The organism is Romboutsia sp. MSSM.1001216sp_RTP31141st1_G3_RTP31141_220114, from assembly GCF_039031195.1.
Classification (GTDB): Bacteria; Bacillota; Clostridia; order Peptostreptococcales; family Peptostreptococcaceae; genus Romboutsia_C; species Romboutsia_C hominis.
Map to the genome: position 1 here is coordinate 153,578 of NZ_JBCIUO010000003.1, position 19,600 is coordinate 173,177.

The window sequence follows — 19,600 nt, forward strand, 5'->3', positions numbered from 1 at the left end:
TTAATTTATTAAGATTACTCTTTTTATATAATTATTTATACTTCAAATACTTTATTCCATATTAACCTAACTAAAATTACTAAGCCTATTAAATAAGTTATTTTTAAAAATATGCTACTACTAAGTAAGAAATGGCCTAATGCTATTACACCAACAAACACCATGGATTTTATCATAGTTCCTATGTTTGATGCTGTATTAGTATTTTGATATTCACAAGTAAATGGCATATGCTTTTCATTTAATTTAAAAGTAATCATTGATGATAATACAGTAGCTACAAATCCTATTGCTAAATCTACTATAACTTTTGGTGATAATATTATTATAAATCCTATACTCATTAATATAAATAAAGGAAGTACTAAAAGATATATACTAGCTTTAAAAGCTGCTGTATATATATTTTTCTTATTATTTATCGGAAGTATATCATATATCCAACTAGCTTCATATTCTTTAGAAAATTTCAGAGTTGTTAATATACTTTGGCTCATAAGCACAAAAAAGTACATTAATAGATATGATGGCTCAGATCTAAGTTCTGTTAAAAAATTATTATCACTCCTAAAGCTACTAATCATCATTAAAAATGGCATAAATGCCCCCATAACTAATGATGGATATACTTTTGTTTTAAACTCTCTATCTTTTTTAAGAACATCATATACAAAGTTAAAGAATGCTCTTTCTTCTTTATCTTTACATATTAGTTTGCTAACTTTTATACTTAATTTTTCTTTAAATTTTTTATTGACATAAGTATTATCATTTAATTTTTGAAGGTTATATTCAAATCTTGGTATTAGCTTTACATATACGAATATAGATACTATAGGAACTACAATAGCTAATCCACTCATGATTATAATTAAATTATTTACATCTATATTATATAAAAGATTAAAGCTTGAACCAAACCACATAGGAGGAAGTAGTAAATTCCAAAACTTTGGTTCATATACAAATTGTAAATCTACAAAGGTAAATGCTCTTGCCACAACTTGATATCCTAGTATAAATACCAATATAAATAAAGCTTGAAAAGCATTTAAGGCATCCTTTAGCCTTTCTCCGCTAAATAACTTTAATATGACAAAATACATTATGGCAGTAACTATAATCATAAATACATTTATTAAAAATATATTTAGTATAAATAATAATATAAACTTAATACCATATCTAATACTACAAAGTATAGCTGCTATACTTATTGATAAGCTAAGTAATGTCATATATATGAATATATGTGTAAATTTAGCTGCATTTAGAGTTTTTACATCTACGCCTTTAGTTTCTAATATATCTTTATCATTTATATCAAGTATTACACTTGAAAAATCTGATACAAATACACTTAAGATCATAACCATAAAAAAACTAAAATATAAACTCATTTTTACAATAGGGTTAATATCTAGTGTTATAATAGGTGCTGATGCTAACCCAACAATTGCATATATTATTAAGCTTATATAAAAGTTATTTTTATCTTTACCTTCTTCATTGCTACTTATATTGCGTTGCCCACGTCTACCATCCATTATAAGTTTATGCTTAACTATAAGTCGCATTAAACTATAATTTACACCAGCTTTAGTATATAAATATTTAAATATATCTAGTATTTTTAAAATAAAAGAGTCTTTCATGCTACACCTCTTTTAATACTTTTATAAATTCATCAGACAAATTTGAATGTTCCTCAAATCCTGTTAGCTGGTTAAATATCTCTTCTAAAGAACCTTCAAAATTAGTATTTTTTATTTGTTCAAAGTTACCATCTGCTACAATATTTCCTTTATCTAGAAGTATTATTCTATCGCTTATTTTTTCAACAACTTCCATTATGTGAGATGAGTAAAATATAGTCTTTCCTTCTTGCTTTAATTTGTGTAGTATTTCTTTTATTAAAAGTACACTATTAGCATCAAGTCCACTTAATGGTTCATCTAAAAATAATATGTCTGGATTGTGAAGCATTGAACTTATTATAACTACCTTTTGCTTCATTCCTTTTGAAAATGATGATAGTCTAGACTCATAAGCATGTTCTATTTTAAGTATTTCCATAAGCCTTCTAGCTTTTTTATCACTCTTTTCATAACTTAGCCCATACACTTGGCCAATAAAAGTTAAGTATTCTCTAGCTGTTAAACTTTCATAGACTTTGGCTACTTCAGGAACATAACCTATTTTATTTTTATATTTATTATTAATATCTTCTATATCATTCCCAAATATATATACGCTACCGCTATATCCCTTAACTAATCCCAGTAGTATTTTTATAGTAGTACTTTTACCTGCTCCATTTGATCCTATATACCCTATAATATTTCCCCTATCTATATTTAGATTGATCCCCTTTAAAACTTCTTTTTGACCGTAATTCATCCTTAGGTCTTTTATTTCTATAACATTCATATTCTACCTCCCTGAATACGTTTTACATCTAATTATAACATAGGTATATCTATCTAACAAACTAAGTTAAACTCACGATTTTAAAAATATTTAATCTCTTAGTAAACAAAAATACTACCTAATTAGGTAGTATTTTTTATAATTTATGCTACATCTTCTATCTCACTATCAACTTTATTCTTAAGTACTATGTTAGCTACTATATGTATAGTCATTCCAACTGCTATAGCGATAACTAAGTCAAATACTATAGTTAATATAAATGTAGCTAAAAGAACTACTACATCTTTTTTAGGTAAGCTCATCATTTCTTTCATTTCTTTCCACTCACCCATATTATAAGATACTATTATTAATATCGCAGATAAAACTGTCATAGGTATCATTTTTGCAAGTGGCATTAAAACTACCATTATTAAAAGAAGAGTTATTGCATGTACCATACCTGATATAGGACTTTTCCCACCATTTTTTACATTCGCTGCTGTTCTTGCTATTGCTCCAGTTGCTGGTATCCCACCAAATAGTGCTGATGCTATGTTTCCAAGTCCTTGTGCTACAAGCTCCATATTAGAATCATGTTTGTCATTTATCATATTATCTGATACTACACAAGAAAGAAGTGATTCTATCCCAGCTAATACTGCTATAGTTATAGCTGGTTGTATTAAGGATACTATTTTATCTATACTAAAACTTGGCACACTTGGCATTGGTATGCTTGCTGATATGTTAGTATATACACTTCCTATAGTGTCTACATTTAAGCTAAAAACATTTACAACTACTGTTGAAAGTATTAATGCTATTATAGATGCTGGTACAGTTTTATTTATTTTTGGCCAGTATATCATAATTAATATACATGCTATACCCACTATGAAAGTCATCATATCAAATGTATTTATATTATGTATGTAGCTTTCTATTTTTCCTATAGCTTCTGCTGGAACATCATTTATTTTAAGACCTAGTAAATCTTTGATTTGAGTTATAAGTAAAGTTACTGCTATACCACTAGTAAATCCTACTGTAACAGTATGAGGAACATATTCTATAAGATTTCCAAATTTTAAAAGACCCATTATTACAAGAAGTATACCTGCCATAATAGTTGCTGTTATAAGACCATCCATACCGTACATTTTCACAATACCATAGACTATTACAACAAAGGCTCCTGTTGGCCCTCCAATTTGAACTTTACTTCCTCCAAGGAAAGATATGATAAATCCTGCAAATATTGCAGTAATAAGACCTTTTTCTGGTGATACACCTGAAGATATAGCAAGAGCTATTGATAATGGTAATGCTATAATTGCTACTATAAATCCTGCTACTATATCTTTTCTCACTTGCTCACCACTTAATTCATTTTGCTTAAACATTGTAAATAACTTTGGCGACATATTCTGTTTTTCCCTCCAATAAATTTCATCCTTATACATAATACTCCTACTTTACAATAAAGTCAAAAAAATTTCTTATATTTATTTTAAAAATTTTATACATCCCTATTTATTAGTTTTCAAATTATGTTTTTATAATTTTTAGTGGTATAATATGCTTATGATAATTTTGTGGAGGTGTCTATTTTGACTAAAATATTTAGACGATTATTTATATTCTTATTCATATTTTTCATATCATCTATAATGATACAGAATATAACTATTTTTATAATTCCAATAATTTGTGTTAATCTATTTGCTATATATTATTCTATAAAAGTGCCTATTAATAGAAATCATTCTAAAAAACAAGTTACTCATATAATAAATGTTGACTGTAAAGAAATTACAGATTATTCTTTTTTAGCACTTTTACTTATATTTTATATACTACCTGCATTAAATGATTTTAGATTTAGTACATTATATAACTTTTTTAATGTTTCTTTTAAGCAACAATTTATATTTTTAAGTTTGTTAACTTTTATATTAATATCTTTACTACTTTTATTTGTGTCTATACTTGAACATAATAATACTAAAAATAAAGTATTTGATGAAGGCATAATATTTAATGATGGAGTTTTACATTCTTGGGATGAACTTACTGGTTATAAGTTTGGTTATTTAGTGGCTGGTTCTAAATATGTAGATCTTACACTATACTATGGTAGTATATCTAAGACTCTTAGAATAAATAAAAAAGACCTTCACATATATGAAGATTTAATGAATAAAAAATATTTTAAAATTGCTTAAATTAATGTGTTTTTATATAAAAAAGGGTACATTTATAGATTAAAATTTAAATCTATGAATCTACCCTTTTTTATTATTTTTAATAAATTAAGTTATATTTAAAATTTTACTGATATACTCCTAAATTAATATTTATTTAATCATTATCATGTTTTTCATGTCTAAATTTAACTTCAGCTTTTCACTAAATCATAATTTCTAAGATCGTCTTGTATTTTCCCTCATAATATCCCCTTTATTAATTTATTATCTATATAATTGTACCATAAACTCACATTTATTTAACAGAGACGAATTTATTGTCTTTTATATAAAATCTCCACAAATAATCTTTAGCTTCTTTAGCATAGTCTATGTTAACTCTTTTACTGTGTATTATTTCAAAATCATTACTGCTATATATTTTCTTATTGCCTTCATAATAAAAATCACTTATAAAAAGTTCTTCACCTAGTATACTTTTATTATTTAAATCTCTTCCTATATTAAGTGCCATACAAAGCTTTCCTGGTCCATTAGCTATATTTTTTTTCTGATATGAATTTAAGTCTTTATAATGTTTTTTATATCTATTAAAAGATATCTCATCTATTTCTTTAATAGGTTCTACTGCTCTTATAAGTACACATTCTGGTATATTTTCCTTGTTTGCAGATATATTTAAACAATTGTACATACCATATATTAAGTATACATATATATGACCGCCTTCTAAATAAAGAGGTGCTGTTCTATTGCTTTTTTTATCATTATATACATGTGATGCTTTATCATCTTTTCCCATGTAGCTTTCAGTTTCTACGATTTTTGTTACTATGGTTTCATTGTTGTATTTTCTTATTAAATATTTACCTAATATACCTTTAGCCACTTCTATACCATCTTTATTAAAAAAATCTTTATTCAAATATTATACCTCCTTGTTTTTTATATATTTTAATGTCATATGATTAGTATGTATCAAATTGAATAAATTTAATATCTATATTAGATACATTTAATTTTACTATAAAAAAAGAGTACTATTCTATTTAGACTAAGTACTCTTTTTTATTATTCTTTTTATAATTCATCATTTAACTTATATCCTATACCTATTTCAGTTATTATATATTCTGGATTTGCTGGTTCTTTTTCAATTTTTCTTCTTATCGTTGCCATAAATACTCTTAATGATTTTATTTCACCTCCAAGCGTACTTCCCCATATTTCTTTTGCAATAAACTTGTGTGTAAGAACTTTACCATGATATCTTACAAGTAAAGATAATATATCATATTCAATAGGAGTTAGATGTATTTCTTCATTTTTAATTGTTACCTTCCTTTTGTCAAAATCTATATATAAATCTTTATAATCAAAATTATTTTTAATTATAGCCTTAGGCTTATTTTTTTGCGAATGTCTAATAGCTACTCTAATCCTAGCTAATAGTTCAGCTACAGAAAATGGCTTTGTTATATAATCATCTGCTCCCATATCAAAAGCTTCTACTTTTTCTCTATCTTGTTCTCTTGCTGATACTACTATTATAGGTACATCACTCAAATTTCTTATATTTTTTATGACCTCTATACCATCTATATCTTCAAGACCTAAATCTAGTAATATGACATCTGGAGAGTAAGACATACAAAGAGATATACCTTCTTTACCAGTTGTTGCTTCTTTAACCATATAGTCTTGTGTTGTTAGTGATGCATTTATAAATTTTCTTATTGTACTGTCATCTTCTATAATTAATATAAGATATTTACTCATTTTATTTCCCCTCTGTCTAGTCTTCTTTTGGAAGTATGAATTTAAATGTTGCTCCTTTGTCTTTATTATTTTTTACACTTATATCACCTTTATGGGCATTTATTATAGACTTACATATGGAAAGACCTAGCCCAACTCCTTTTCTAGAATCGCTGTATTTTATTTCACCAGTAAAAAATCTATCAAAAATATTATCTATAACATTTTCACAAACACCCGGTCCATTGTCTTTTACCTCAAAAGCAATATATTCTCCCTCCTCATAAACCTTTATATTTATTTCACACTCCTCTTTAGAATATTTTATAGCATTATCTATTAAATTTATTAATACTTGTTCTATAAGTTTAGCATCCATAGGAACAAACAGTATTTCATTTGGTATATCTATCTTAAGTTTTATATATTGTATCCTCTTTTTTATATGGGATAAAGCCTCTGATATAACTTCTTCTATCATTTCTGGATTTTTCTTAACTTCAAGCTTTCCTTCATCTATCCTTGTCATACTAAGTAGGTTTTCAACTAACCTTATTAACCATTGAGTATCTTCAAATACTCCATGTAACAACTCATCTATTATACTTTCATTTATTGCATCTTTATTTTTTATGATAGTACTAACTGCACCACTTATTCCTGCAAGTGGTGTTCTTAAATCGTGGGATATTGCTCTTAATAGGCTACTTCTTAATCTTTCACTTTCAATTTCAAGGCTAGCTTCTTTTTGCACTTCTGCTAATATCTCTCTGTCTATAGATATAGCCATTTGTGCTATTACCGCTTCTATTAGGCATATATCCTCATTATCTATCTTTTTACCTAAAGAAGAAATACCTATAACACCTAAAGTCTCATTCATACCAATTATAGGCATATAAAAACCTCTAGATCCTGGTAATGTAGCTGTACCATTTCCGGCAATAGTACTATTGTTAAATACCCATTTAGCTACTGCCTTTTCAGACTCTGATATAAAAATCTCTTCATTTTCTTTATTTTTTATATTCTTATATAATTTTAATTCTTTTTGCTTCTTATCCTTTATATAACATACTACATTTTTATCAAGACCTACCGAAAGTAATTCTAATCCTTTTTTTATAATTTCTTCTTTATTCGATAATCTCAAGAAGCTTCTATTTATTTCATATAACATATGAGTATTTTGTTCTCTTTTTGAATATATTTCAACTTGCTGTTGTATTATTGATGTAAGTGTTGATGTTATTATACCTACTATACAAAATACAACTAGTGTTATTATATGATTTGGATCATCAATATCTAAAGTATAAAAAGGTTCTGTAAATAAGTAATTTAAAAGGATTACATTTATAACTGAGCTTATTATTCCCGCTGTATATCCTTTTGTAACAACAGATACTAAAGCAACACCTAGTATATAAATTAAATATATATTTTCTTGTATAAATCCCATATATTTTAATACAGAAGATATTACCGTAACTACTATTGTTATGCATAATAATTTTATTATATCAAGACTACTTACTTTAATCTTTGATATTAAACTACTTTCATTTTTAGTTATATATCTATTACTGCTTCTTCCTTTATAAGGTATTACATGTATATCTATGTAGTCAGCTTCATCTATTAATTTATCTACTATATCTTTTTTAACAAATTTAGAAAATATACTATGAGTTCTATGATTTCTACCTATTATAATTTTGGTTACATTTCTCATTTTTGCAAATCTTAAAATATCTTCCACCATATTATCGCCATGTAAAAGCACAATCTCAGCACCTAGTTTTTTTGCAAGTTCTAGGTTATTTTCTAACTGTTTTTTTGCTTCTTTTGACATTTCTTTCTGGCTTGGATTTTTTATATGTATAGCTATTAATTTTGATAACGATGCTTGTGATATTCTAGATGCAGTTCTAAGTATTTTTTGAGATGATGGCGATGGTGAAACACATGCAAGTATTGTTTCTGAGGTTGGGATTACTATTTCTTTTCCTTTTGATAGTCTAGTTATTTCAACCTCTTTATTTACCTTTTGTGCTGTTTTTCTAAGTGCCAATTCTCTTAGTGCTATTAAATTATCTTTAGTAAAAAAATTTTCTTGTGCTCTTATTGCTTGTTCTTTTTTGTATATTTTACCTTGATTAAATCTCTCTAACAACACATCCGGTTCTACATCTATTAACTCAAGTTGTGATGATAAATCTATTATTTTATCTGGGATAGTTTCTTTTACACATACATTGGTAACAATTTCAATTATATCATTTAAACTTTCTAAATGCTGTACATTTACTGTAGTATATACATCAATTCCTGCCATTAGAAGTTCCTCTATATCTTGCCATCTTTTAGCATGCCTGCATCCTTTAGCATTTGTATGTGCCAACTCATCTACTAATATTATTTCTGGGTTTCTTTTAAGAGCTAAATCTAAATTAAATTCCTTTAAAACTATATTTTTATACTTTACTTCTTTTATGTCTAAAACCTCTAGTCCATCTATTAAAGCTAGAGTTTCTTTTCTTGAATGTTGTTCTACATATCCTACTACTACATCTACTCCATTTTCTTTTAGAGTATGTGCAGATTCAAGCATGGAGTAGGTTTTACCTACTCCTGCTGCATACCCAAAGAATATTTTCAATTTACCTCTTTTTGACTTTTCTTCTTCACTATTTAATTTTGATAATAAACTTTCTGGATCTGGTCTATTCATATTTCCCCCATTAACTATTTGATTTTTTCTAAATCTAAGTTAAGATTTAATACATTAACTTTATCTTCTCCAAATATACCCATAAATTTCTTTTCTGTATTGTTATCTATTAATTCTAATAATTTTTCTTTCGAAACTTTACTATATTTTGCTACACGATCTACTTGATATATTGCTCCTTTTAATGATATATGTGGGTCTAATCCACTTCCTGATGCTGTAACTAAATCAACAGGTATTTTCTTATCACTATTTTCTTCATACTTTTTATATAATTTTACTCTTTCATCTATTACTTTTTCAAAATCTTCTCCTGTTGGGGACATATTACTTCCAGCAGAACTTAATCCATTATATGGATAGTCTGAAGTTGCTGATGGTCTTGACCAAAAGTAATCTGGGCTAGTAAAGTTTTGTCCTAATATTTCTGAACCTATGCTTTTACCATCTTCTTTTATTATACTACCATTTGCCTTGTACGGTACAAATATTTGTGCAAAAGCTGTTACTGTAACTGGATACAAAATTCCTGTTATTACTGTCATTATTATAAATATTAAAGATGCTTTTTTTATATATTCCATATTAAACTCTCCTTATTTAACTATATAAACATAATCATGCTTATAAGCATATCTATTAATTTTATAAATATAAATGGTGTGATAATGCCTCCGACACCATATATCATTAAGTTTTTTGATAATAACTTACTAGCAGGAAGCTCTATGTATTTAACTCCCTTTAAAGCAAGAGGAACTAACGCTATAATTACAAGTGCATTGTATATAACAGCACTCATTATTGCACTTTCTGGGCTAGATAGATTCATTATATTCAATTTATCAAGTTGAGGATATATACCTATAAATAGTGGTGGTATTATAGCAAAATATTTTGCTATGTCATTTGCTATACTAAAAGTTGTGAGAGCTCCTCTAGTCATTAATAACTGTTTACCTATTTTTATAATCTCTATTAACTTTGTTGGACTTGAGTCTAAGTCTACCATATTACCAGCCTCTTTAGCAGCTTGGGTTCCTGTATTCATTGCAACTGCAACATCTGCTTGTGCAAGTGCTGGGGCATCATTACTTCCATCTCCTGTCATTGCTACTAAATGCCCTTTTCTTTGATATTCATGTATTAAATCAAGCTTAGCTTTAGGAGTTGCTTCTGCTAAAAAATCATCTACTCCAGCTTCTGCTGCAATAGCTGCTGCTGTTAATGGATTATCACCCGTTATCATAATAGTCTTTATTCCCATTTTTCTTAAATCGTTAAATTTTTCAGATACACCTTTTTTTAGTATATCTTTTAGATATATTACGCCTAATACTTTTTCATTTTTACAAACTACTAAAGGAGTTCCTCCCTTTTTAGATATTGACTCTACTATCTCATCACATTCCTTTGGATAATTACCTCCCATATTTTCTACGAATTCTTTAATAGCACTTGCTGCCCCTTTTCTTATCTTGTCTTGACCTATATTAGTACCACTCATTCTAGTTTTTGCAGAAAATGGAACAAATTCAGGATTTTTAACATCTAAGTATTTTCCATTTATTGCCTTATCCTTTTTTGCAAGTATTACTATACTTCTTCCTTCTGGAGTTTCATCTAGTGTAGAACTTAATTCAGTATAATAAACAAACTCCTCCATATCTACATTTTTAAGAGGTATAAATTCACTTGCCTGTCTATTTCCATAAGTTATAGTACCTGTTTTATCTAGAAGTAAAATGTCTACATCACCTGCTGCCTCTATAGCTCTTCCTGATGTTGCTAATACATTTTTATTATTTAATCTACTCATTCCTGCAATACCGATTGAGGAAAGTAGTGCTCCTATTGTAGTAGGTGCTAGACAAACTAATAAGGCTACTAAAGATGTTATAGAAACTACACTTCCTACTCCATTTTGATTTACAGCAAATCTACTAAATGGATATAGTGTAATTGTAACTACTAAAAATATTGCTGTTAACGCTATTAGTAAAGTTTGAAGAGCTATTTCATTTGGAGTTTTTTTTCTTTGTGCCCCTTCAACCATAGCAATCATTTTATCTAAGAAACTTTCACCTGCATTTGATGTAACTTTTACTATTAAGTAGTCTGATACCACCGTTGTTCCACCGGTTACTGCGCATCTATCTCCACCAGATTCCCTTATAACTGGTGCACTCTCACCTGTTATAGCACTTTCATCAACAGATGCCACTCCTTCTATAACATCTCCATCTGCTGGTATCTGGTTATTTGCTTCTACTAAAACTATATCTCCTTTTTTTAGTAAATTAGATGGAATCATTTCAAATTCACTATCTATGTTACACTCTTTGAGCTTTTTAGCTAAAACGTCCTTTTTAGCAGCTCTTAAGCTACTTGCTTGTGCTTTTCCTCTACCTTCTGCTATTGCTTCTGCAAAATTTGCAAATAACACTGTTGACCATAAAAATATACTAATTGTTATAGTAAATGGTGTATTGTCATTTGTTATGTTAAAAATAGATAAAACACTTATAATACTAGTTATTATGGAACCTACATAAACTATAAACATTACCGGATTTTTTAGTTGATTCTTGAAATCTAATTTTTTTATAGAATCTTTAATAGCCCCTTTTAAAATATCTTTATTTATGAAAGTCTTATTTAAATCACCCATAATCTTATCTCCTTATATTAAAATATCATGCTCAAGTGTTCTGCTATTGGTCCAAGTGCTAAAGATGGTAAGAAACTTAATGCACCTATCATAAGTACTACTCCTACCAATAAAAATACGAATAATGTGTTGTTAGTGGCTAATGTACCTGAACTTTGTGGAACTATTTTTTTGCTAGCTAAAGACTCTGCTATATTTATTATTAATATTATAGGTATAAAGCGAGCAAGTAACATTACTATACCTGTTAATAAATTTACGAATACATTATTTGCACCAAATCCTGCGAATGCACTACCATTATTGTTTCCTGTAGAGCTTAATGCATATAATATTTCTGAAAATCCATGAGCTCCACTATTATTTAATAAATCACTTGCATTTGGTAACATACAAACCATAGCAGTTCCAACTAAAACCAAGACTGGAGTAGTTATTATTAAAATAGATGCCATCTTCATTTCAAAAGGTTCTATTTTCTTTCCTAGATACTCAGGAGTTCTACCTACCATAAGACCTGATATAAATACTGTTAATATTACAAACGCTAACATGCCATATAGTCCACAACCAACTCCTCCAAATACTACTTCACCTAGCTGCATAAGTAGTGTTAAAATCATTCCTCCTATTGGTGTGAAAGAATCATGCATAGAGTTTACAGAACCATTAGATGCTGATGTTGTTGTTACCCCCCATATAGCAGAATTCGTAACTCCGAATCTAACCTCTTTTCCTTCCATATTTCCTCCAGACTGATTATCATCTATCTCACTGTATATATACGGATTATTTACTAATTCTGGAGTTGACTTGTATTCATAATACATAGTTGTTGCCATAGCTATTACAAATATTACTATCATTGCAGATAAAAGTGTGGTTCCTTGTTTTTTATCTTTTACCATGTCACCAAATGTAAAGCATAATGCTGCTGGTATTAATATAATTGATACTACTTGAGCTATATTTGATAATAATGTTGGGTTTTCAAGTGGATGTGCTGAATTCGTTCCAAAGAATCCTCCTCCATTTGTTCCTAATTGTTTTATTGCTATTTGGCTTGCTGCAGGACCTCCTGGAATAATCTGAGTATCTACTGTACTTTTATCATCTAAAACTATTTCTTCTACTAAGCTTACTTCTTGATAAGGTTTAAAGTTTTGCACTACTCCTTGAGTTGTTAAGAATATTGCAAGTACCATAGATAAAGGTATCAGCACATATAAAGTCGATTTTATTAAATCTACCCAGAAGTTTCCTAGTTTAGAACATTTAGTTCTCTTAAATCCTCTTATTAAAACAATAAGTACACTTATCCCAACTGCTGCTGATACAAAGTTTTGAACTGTTAGACCTAACATTTGAGACATATAGCTTAATGTAGTCTCTCCACTATATGCTTGCCAATTTGTATTAGTTATAAAGCTTGCTGCTGTATTAAAAGCTAAATCCCAATTTACATTACTTAATTTTTCAGGATTTAGTGGTAATATATACTGAATCATTTGTAAAAACATAACAAATAATAAACTAATGACACTAAATGCCATTAAACTTAAAATATATTCTTTACCTGACATTTCTTCATTTTCATTTATTTTAAGAACTTTATATATCCATTTTTCTATAGGTTTTATTACTTTACTTAGAAATACTCTTTTACCTTTAAATACCTTAGATATATAAATTCCCAAAGGTTTTGCTAGCAATAAAACTATTGCTATAAAAAATATTACTTGAATTACAATGCTACTCATTTTTTCTCCTCCTAATTTTTGTATATGATTATTCTATTATTTTTTATATAAAATGAATGTTAATATAATTCTATATACATTAAGATTGTATAAAGATTAAATAAAAAAGTACCTAGATTAATCTAGGTACTTTTTGCTATTTTTTATCATTATATATTTTACTACTATCAGAAACATTTTTTAAAGTTGACGTCCACTCATTATTAGTAGCGTCTTTTTTATTTCTATTAGCTTTATTAGTTACACATTCATTAGAACCTGACCATTGGTTATTTCCTTCACATTTTTTGTTATTATTCATAATGTCACTCCTTAAAAGTAATATCGTTTATATTTTTTCTTATTTGTATATTTTAATACTAGTGCTTTTTAGGGTGCTTTGGTATTTTATATATTTTTTCTTTCCTAAGTTCCATTATAAAAGATAGCATCATAAGTACTAATATTATACTAAATGGAAGTGCCGTAACTATTGACATTGTTTGAAGTCCTTGAAGTCCTCCACTAAGAAGTAGTGCTACTGCAACTAATGCCTGAAGTATTCCCCAGACTAATTTTACCTTATTAGTTGGTTCCATAGAACCTTTAGCACTAAACATACCTAATACAAAAGTTGCTGAATCTGCCGATGATACGAAAAAAGTAAGTATAAGTATCGTTGCTATTATGCTTATAATATATCCAAATGGCAAACTCTCTAACATTACAAATAAAGTTGAACTCATATCTGCTTTTAATGCTTCAAGTAGTGCTAGATTGGTATTTATCTCTAAGCTTAATGCAGTTCCTCCAAATACAGCAAACCATATACAACTAAATAAAGATGGTACTAATAATACTCCTATTATAAATTCTCTTATGGTTCTTCCTTTAGATACCCTTGCTATAAATACACCAACAAAAGGTGACCAAGCTATCCACCATGCCCAGTAAAATAATGTCCAATTGGCTATCCAATTTGATTCTTCAAATGGTGTTAATCTCAAACTCATAGATATAATATTTTGAAGATAATTTCCTAAATTATTAGTAAATACCTCAAGTATATTTGCTGTTGGTCCTAGTATAAATACAAATATTAAAAGTAATACAGCTATACCTACATTTATATTACTAAGTATTTTAATTCCTTTTTCAAGTCCAGTTGTTGAAGATATTAAAAATAATATAGTAGATATTATTATTATTATTATCTGATTAAATATATTTATATTTATTCCAAATAAATTGTTAAGTCCTCCGTTTATTTGCATGGCTCCAAGACCTAAAGATGTAGCAACTCCAAATGCCGTTGCTATTATTGCAAGAATATCTATAAACTTAGATTGTGGAGAATTCAAATCACCTCCTATAATTGGAGATAGAGTCTGACTTATAAGTAACTTTTTGTCCTTTCTAAATCTAAAATAAGCTATAGTAAGTCCTACTAAAGAGTATATAGCCCATGCATGAAGTCCCCAATGAAAAAATGAAAAAGTTATAGCAGCATTAGCAGCTTCAGGTGTAAGTTTTGGTATTCCTGATAAAGGATAAATATAATGATCTAAAGGTTCTGCTACTCCCCAAAACACAAGACCTATACCCATTCCTGCGCTAAATAGCATTCCAAACCAAGTTATATTGCTAAATTCAGGTCTATCATCCTCATGCCCAAGTCTTAGTCTACCGTATTTACTAAAAGCTAATGCAATCATAAATACTAATACTAAAAATGTAATTATAAGAAACATCCATCCAAATTTATCTGTTGTAAAAGCTAACGCAAGTGTAGCTGTACTTGCTAAAGAATTTGGAGATATAAGTCCCCACAATACAAATAACCCAATTATTGCTACGGATATATAAAAAACCATATGAAAAACTCCTTATCAAATGTATTTCTGATTTAGTTTCTCTTAAATCTATATTTTGTATACTGATTTTTATAAAAAAGAGTACTTCTAAGAAGTACTCTTTTACTCTATCCGAAAAATTAATTATATAAATTTATATGTATTAATAAAAACATCTATAAAGATTTATAGATGTTTTTATTAAAATTACTTTTTAACATTATCATTTTTATTAATATTGTTATTGTTATTATTATTGTTGTTATTATTATTGTTGTTATTATTATTGTTGTTATTATTATTGTTGTTATTATTAGTATTGTTATATTTACTAGTATCTATTCCTAATGATCTATTCATATCTTCTAATAATTTTTCAAATTGGTTTTTTTCACCTTTATCTGTTTTTGTTGCTTCATCTACAACTCTCATAAAGTCTTCTTTTGACTTACTTAAATCTTCTTTTGATATTTTATCTAAATTTTTTAATTTTGTATCTATATTAGCTATAGTTTTTTCGCCTTCTCTTATAAGATCTTTATTCATTTTATCTAATTCTTTATCATCTGTTTTTACATCATTTTTTAAATTATTTACAAAAGCTTGAGTTTTATCTCTTGCATCTTTATATGCTTCTTTTACATTAGATAAATATTTTTCATTTCCTGGGTACTCATTTGTTTCATAGTACTTAGATACACTTTGTGGAGATAAGTAAACTTTATAATTATTTAAATCATTCATATAATCTCCATAAAATCTTGAGTACTGAGTTACATAATCATTATCTCTTACAGAAGTATTATCTCCTGTTGGAGTCTCTACTTTTGTACCTTTTGTATTTTCGTTTGTATTTTTTCCATTGTTATTACATGCTACTACTCCAAGTGATAACATTAATGAAAGTCCTATTGTCATAAGTTTTTTTAGTTTCATATTTTACCTCCAATTTTTCTTTATGTAATTATTTACTCTACTATTATTTACTAAATCTTAAATATTATTATAAAAAATTTAACATTTTAAATTTCTTATTTTACCATAATTGCCATAAAAATTAATCTATATTTCTGTATTATTTTTATAATTTTTGAACAAACTTTTAGTAAGAATATTGTAATAAAATTTGCATTTAATTTAAGTTATATAACGATAATAAAATGTTTATACCTAATACTAAACGTGATATTTTCAATACTAAAAATTATTAATTAATAAAATTTATCATTGAAATTGATTATCATTTATTCTATAATATAATTAATTGATAATAATTTTCATTAGGAGTTGATAGTTTTGAACTGTTATTCATGTAAAACTAATATAAATTCATCATATATAAAATGGTTATTAGAAATACTAGGTCCTGTACTTATGGGTTCTAAGCCTTGTGAAATACTTAGTATACCTAGTTTTGATAAAAATAAAGATAATAAAATAAACGATATAAAAAATCACTTTAAATTATGTAAAAAAATTAATTATATAATAATAGATAAAAAAGAAAAGGGACTTAAACTATTATTTATAAATAAAGACTCCTTATCTACTCAATTAAATAATAAAAAAATCCATAACTTTTTAAAATATTTAGGTTATCCATCTAATTTAGATACAGATTTATACCTTAATCACTTGATAAACAAATTAGAGGGAGATGATTTCCCAGATGAAATAGGTATATTTTTAGGATATCCACTTAAAGATGTAGTAGGATTTATGGGTTATGGTAGTTATAAGTTTCATAACACTAAATATTGGAGAGTATATGGTGATCCTAAACCTTCAGAAGACTTGTACTCTAAATTTCTAAGCCATAGAGAAAAGTTAAGAGATATGTTAAAGTCTCAAAGTGTAAAATATATACTTTCATCTCTTTAAAATAGTTAACCAGAAATACATAAATATACAACAAAAAAAGAGCTATCTTTATATAAAGATAGCTCTTTTTTTATATTTCATCTGCTATATCCCAACATTTGCCCACGCATAAACCCATCTACTATTTCTTTAATAAATTTTAACATGGAATCTCCCCCTATATCTCCTCGTTATTTATTTTATAATTATATTTATTTGCTAAAATTTCTTTTTATTAGTTACACTTACTATACCCACATTGCAAACATACCCCGCATCCACCTGATGGTATTATAGATTCACTTTTACACTCTGGACATATAAATTTTTCATTTTCTATTGTATCTGCATATAAATTTTCTTTTTTATCATCTTTTGGCTTTTCATTAACCAATATCCCACTTCTCTTACAACCATCTCTGTATATAGTTATCCCTTTCAAATTATTTTTCCAAGCACTCATATAAATATTGTACACATCATCTACAGTAGCTTCATGAAATAGATTTATTGTAGATGATATAGATGCATCTATATGTTTTTGCCATGCGTTTTGCATTCTTATTCTATCCTCTGGATTTAACTTCATAGCGGTTACAAATATGTTTGGTAAATCTTTTTCATTTACTATATTATATTCATCCATATACTCTTTTACTATAGGAGTATATACCTTGTAATATACATCCTCATCATGCAAGCTTTCTGTTTTTCTTATGTATGATAAGTTAAATATTGGCTCTATACCACCACTTATACCAAGCATAGTTGATATAGAGCCTGTAGGTGGTATTGTCAATAATTGAGAGTTTCTAAGCCCATATTTCCTAATTAAATTCTTAACATCATCATCAACATTTTCTTTGAAGAAATTAGAACTAAAAACTGCTTCTTCATCATATTTTTCATAACTTCCATAATCCCTTGAAAGAATTGCTGATTGCTTTAAGGCCTCATTTAACATAATCTTTGATAACCTTTCACATAAGTTTATAGAATTTTCACTTCCATATACTAAATTTAACTTTATAAGCATATCCGCTATTCCCATAACACCTAAACCTATTTGTCTATAATTTTTTACACTCTCTTTTTGTATATCTAGAGGATGAAGATTAAGACCTTCTTCTAACACTTCATTTAATCCTACAACACAATCACGTACAGTTGACTTAAATTTATTAAAATCAAAAACTGCTTTTTTTGTAAATGGCTCAACTACAAACTCAGCTAAATTTATAGAACCTAGTAAACAGCTTCCTCCAGCTGGTAATGGCTCTTCTGCACAGGGATTTACACCTTCATATCTAAAATTTTTATCTTCACTTAGTAAGTGATTTTTATTAATATTATCCCAAAATAAGATACCTGGCTCTGCATAATCCCAATTATTTTGTATGAGTTTCATAAATAAACTATATGCATCTACTTCTTTATTTATAACTTCATCAGTTTCCTTTACTAAAAATTTACAAATAAACTTTTCTTTATTTTCTACAGCTCTCATAAACTCATCATTTATTCTAACTGATATATTTGCTTTAGTAATTTTTTCTAAATTTGTTTTTATATCTATAAACTCTTCTATATCAGGATGATTAACATCCATTGATATCATAAGAGCTCCTCTTCTTCCCCTTTGGCCTATAAGACCTGTTGTCATAGAGTAAAGATCCATAAATGATACAGCCCCTGTAGTAGTCTTTGCTGCATTATATACCCTTGATCCTCTTGGTCTTAAATTTGATATATCAATTCCTACTCCTCCTCCATAACTAAATGTTCTAGCTAAATATTTTGCAGTATCGAATATAGACTCTATATTGTCTTTTGGTCTAGATAATACATAACAATTAGAGTAGGTTACTTTTATACCATACTTATTAAGACCTCTATTTGCAAGTATTCTTCCTGCAAATAAAAACTTCTTTTCTCTTATAAGCTTTTCTATTTTTTTATTTCCTCCAGATACTCTTACTAGCCACTCATCAAAGCTTTCATTATTATATTGATATTTGTTTGACCATATAGACTTTTGAAGCTCTTCCATTTTCCACTTAGAATATCTTATATTTGCTCTTTTTTCTCTATATAATATGTACTTTTTAGCTACATCTTTTCTATTTGATTCCATAAGATATAACTCTACCATATCTTGTATTTCTTCTACGTTTATAGGTTTATTTGTATTAATTAAACTTTTTTCTATCTTGTTAGCTATATCTATAGCTAACTCTTTATCTTCATCAAACTTGCTATTTATAGTTGATTTATAAATAGCATTATATATCTTACTTTTATCAAAGCTCTCTTTTGTTCCATCTCTTTTTATTATATTTATCATTAGCTAATCCCTCATATTA

The 19,600-nt window shown here is 27.4% G+C and carries 15 protein-coding genes; 2 read left to right on the top strand and 13 right to left on the bottom strand.

Going from position 1 to position 19,600, the window contains the following annotated elements; all coding sequences use genetic code 11:
* Nucleotides 1-35: 35 nt before the first annotated feature.
* The 3 genes from ABCP60_RS07635 to ABCP60_RS07645 form a co-directional block, all read right to left on the bottom strand.
* Nucleotides 36-1,655 carry a hypothetical protein gene (locus ABCP60_RS07635; protein ID WP_195581584.1) on the bottom strand — a complete coding sequence of 540 codons (1,620 nt, stop codon included), beginning with the start codon at nucleotides 1,653-1,655 and terminating at the stop codon, nucleotides 36-38.
* Between the two features lies 1 nt (nucleotide 1,656).
* Nucleotides 1,657-2,430, bottom strand: a complete 774-nt coding sequence (locus ABCP60_RS07640; protein WP_092925294.1) for an ABC transporter ATP-binding protein — start codon at nucleotides 2,428-2,430, stop codon at nucleotides 1,657-1,659.
* A 143-nt stretch (nucleotides 2,431-2,573) separates the two neighbouring features.
* The gene (locus ABCP60_RS07645; RefSeq protein WP_330383727.1) at nucleotides 2,574-3,839 is read right to left on the bottom strand and encodes a SulP family inorganic anion transporter; all 1,266 of its coding nucleotides are present in this window, start codon (nucleotides 3,837-3,839) and stop codon (nucleotides 2,574-2,576) included.
* Nucleotides 3,840-4,025: 186 nt separating this feature from the next.
* Here ABCP60_RS07645 and ABCP60_RS07650 point away from each other — a divergent pair, with 186 nt between their 5' ends.
* Complete coding sequence (locus ABCP60_RS07650) at nucleotides 4,026-4,640, top strand: hypothetical protein (RefSeq protein WP_092925292.1); 615 nt, start codon at nucleotides 4,026-4,028, stop codon at nucleotides 4,638-4,640.
* Between the two features lie 277 nt (nucleotides 4,641-4,917).
* On the opposite strand, the gene ABCP60_RS07655 is transcribed toward ABCP60_RS07650, so the two are convergent.
* From ABCP60_RS07655 to ABCP60_RS07695, 9 genes are all read right to left on the bottom strand, one after another.
* A complete protein-coding gene (locus tag ABCP60_RS07655) occupies nucleotides 4,918-5,547 on the bottom strand; it encodes a DNA-3-methyladenine glycosylase (RefSeq protein WP_343101553.1) in 630 nt (209 codons plus the stop codon).
* A gap of 155 nt (nucleotides 5,548-5,702) precedes the next feature.
* Nucleotides 5,703-6,401: a response regulator transcription factor gene (locus ABCP60_RS07660; RefSeq protein ID WP_343101554.1), complete on the bottom strand. Its 699-nt coding sequence runs from the start codon at nucleotides 6,399-6,401 to the stop codon at nucleotides 5,703-5,705.
* Between the two features lie 16 nt (nucleotides 6,402-6,417).
* Nucleotides 6,418-9,114 (bottom strand): sensor histidine kinase KdpD, encoded by a 2,697-nt coding sequence (locus ABCP60_RS07665; RefSeq protein WP_195928642.1) that lies wholly within the window; start codon nucleotides 9,112-9,114, stop codon nucleotides 6,418-6,420.
* A 14-nt stretch (nucleotides 9,115-9,128) separates the two neighbouring features.
* Nucleotides 9,129-9,698, bottom strand: a complete 570-nt coding sequence (gene kdpC, locus ABCP60_RS07670) for a potassium-transporting ATPase subunit KdpC (protein ID WP_092925276.1) — start codon at nucleotides 9,696-9,698, stop codon at nucleotides 9,129-9,131.
* A 20-nt stretch (nucleotides 9,699-9,718) separates the two neighbouring features.
* Nucleotides 9,719-11,785 (bottom strand): potassium-transporting ATPase subunit KdpB, encoded by a 2,067-nt coding sequence (kdpB, locus tag ABCP60_RS07675; protein ID WP_092925274.1) that lies wholly within the window; start codon nucleotides 11,783-11,785, stop codon nucleotides 9,719-9,721.
* Nucleotides 11,786-11,802: 17 nt separating this feature from the next.
* The gene (gene kdpA / locus ABCP60_RS07680; RefSeq protein WP_343101555.1) at nucleotides 11,803-13,545 is read right to left on the bottom strand and encodes a potassium-transporting ATPase subunit KdpA; all 1,743 of its coding nucleotides are present in this window, start codon (nucleotides 13,543-13,545) and stop codon (nucleotides 11,803-11,805) included.
* A gap of 136 nt (nucleotides 13,546-13,681) precedes the next feature.
* Nucleotides 13,682-13,846: a hypothetical protein gene (locus ABCP60_RS07685; RefSeq protein WP_166505610.1), complete on the bottom strand. Its 165-nt coding sequence runs from the start codon at nucleotides 13,844-13,846 to the stop codon at nucleotides 13,682-13,684.
* Nucleotides 13,847-13,904: 58 nt separating this feature from the next.
* Nucleotides 13,905-15,398: a BCCT family transporter gene (locus ABCP60_RS07690; RefSeq protein WP_166505611.1), complete on the bottom strand. Its 1,494-nt coding sequence runs from the start codon at nucleotides 15,396-15,398 to the stop codon at nucleotides 13,905-13,907.
* A 186-nt stretch (nucleotides 15,399-15,584) separates the two neighbouring features.
* Nucleotides 15,585-16,313, bottom strand: coding sequence for a hypothetical protein (locus tag ABCP60_RS07695; RefSeq protein WP_343101556.1), 729 nt, complete (start codon nucleotides 16,311-16,313; stop codon nucleotides 15,585-15,587).
* Nucleotides 16,314-16,673: 360 nt separating this feature from the next.
* Between ABCP60_RS07695 and ABCP60_RS07700 the strand changes: the two genes are divergently transcribed.
* Nucleotides 16,674-17,258 carry a DUF3793 family protein gene (locus ABCP60_RS07700; protein WP_240275750.1) on the top strand — a complete coding sequence of 195 codons (585 nt, stop codon included), beginning with the start codon at nucleotides 16,674-16,676 and terminating at the stop codon, nucleotides 17,256-17,258.
* Nucleotides 17,259-17,472: 214 nt separating this feature from the next.
* Here the strand turns inward: ABCP60_RS07700 and ABCP60_RS07705 are convergent, their stop codons facing one another.
* Complete coding sequence (locus ABCP60_RS07705; RefSeq protein WP_195238228.1) at nucleotides 17,473-19,581, bottom strand: adenosylcobalamin-dependent ribonucleoside-diphosphate reductase; 2,109 nt, start codon at nucleotides 19,579-19,581, stop codon at nucleotides 17,473-17,475.
* Nucleotides 19,582-19,600: the final 19 nt, after the last annotated feature.

Excerpts from the sequence above, each read along its gene's own strand:
- ABCP60_RS07695 (WP_343101556.1), bottom strand. The coding sequence starts at position 16,313 with ATGAAACTAAAAAAACTTATGACAATAGGACTTTCATTAATGTTATCA.
- ABCP60_RS07645 (WP_330383727.1), bottom strand. The coding sequence starts at position 3,839 with ATGTCGCCAAAGTTATTTACAATGTTTAAGCAAAATGAATTAAGTGGT.
- kdpA (WP_343101555.1), bottom strand. The coding sequence starts at position 13,545 with ATGAGTAGCATTGTAATTCAAGTAATATTTTTTATAGCAATAGTTTTA.
- kdpC (WP_092925276.1), bottom strand. The coding sequence starts at position 9,698 with ATGGAATATATAAAAAAAGCATCTTTAATATTTATAATAATGACAGTA.
- ABCP60_RS07660 (WP_343101554.1), bottom strand. The coding sequence starts at position 6,401 with ATGAGTAAATATCTTATATTAATTATAGAAGATGACAGTACAATAAGA.
- ABCP60_RS07705 (WP_195238228.1), bottom strand. The coding sequence starts at position 19,581 with ATGATAAATATAATAAAAAGAGATGGAACAAAAGAGAGCTTTGATAAA.
- ABCP60_RS07685 (WP_166505610.1), bottom strand. The coding sequence starts at position 13,846 with ATGAATAATAACAAAAAATGTGAAGGAAATAACCAATGGTCAGGTTCT.
- ABCP60_RS07690 (WP_166505611.1), bottom strand. The coding sequence starts at position 15,398 with ATGGTTTTTTATATATCCGTAGCAATAATTGGGTTATTTGTATTGTGG.
- ABCP60_RS07635 (WP_195581584.1), bottom strand. The coding sequence starts at position 1,655 with ATGAAAGACTCTTTTATTTTAAAAATACTAGATATATTTAAATATTTA.
- ABCP60_RS07640 (WP_092925294.1), bottom strand. The coding sequence starts at position 2,430 with ATGAATGTTATAGAAATAAAAGACCTAAGGATGAATTACGGTCAAAAA.
- kdpB (WP_092925274.1), bottom strand. The coding sequence starts at position 11,785 with ATGGGTGATTTAAATAAGACTTTCATAAATAAAGATATTTTAAAAGGG.
- ABCP60_RS07665 (WP_195928642.1), bottom strand. The coding sequence starts at position 9,114 with ATGAATAGACCAGATCCAGAAAGTTTATTATCAAAATTAAATAGTGAA.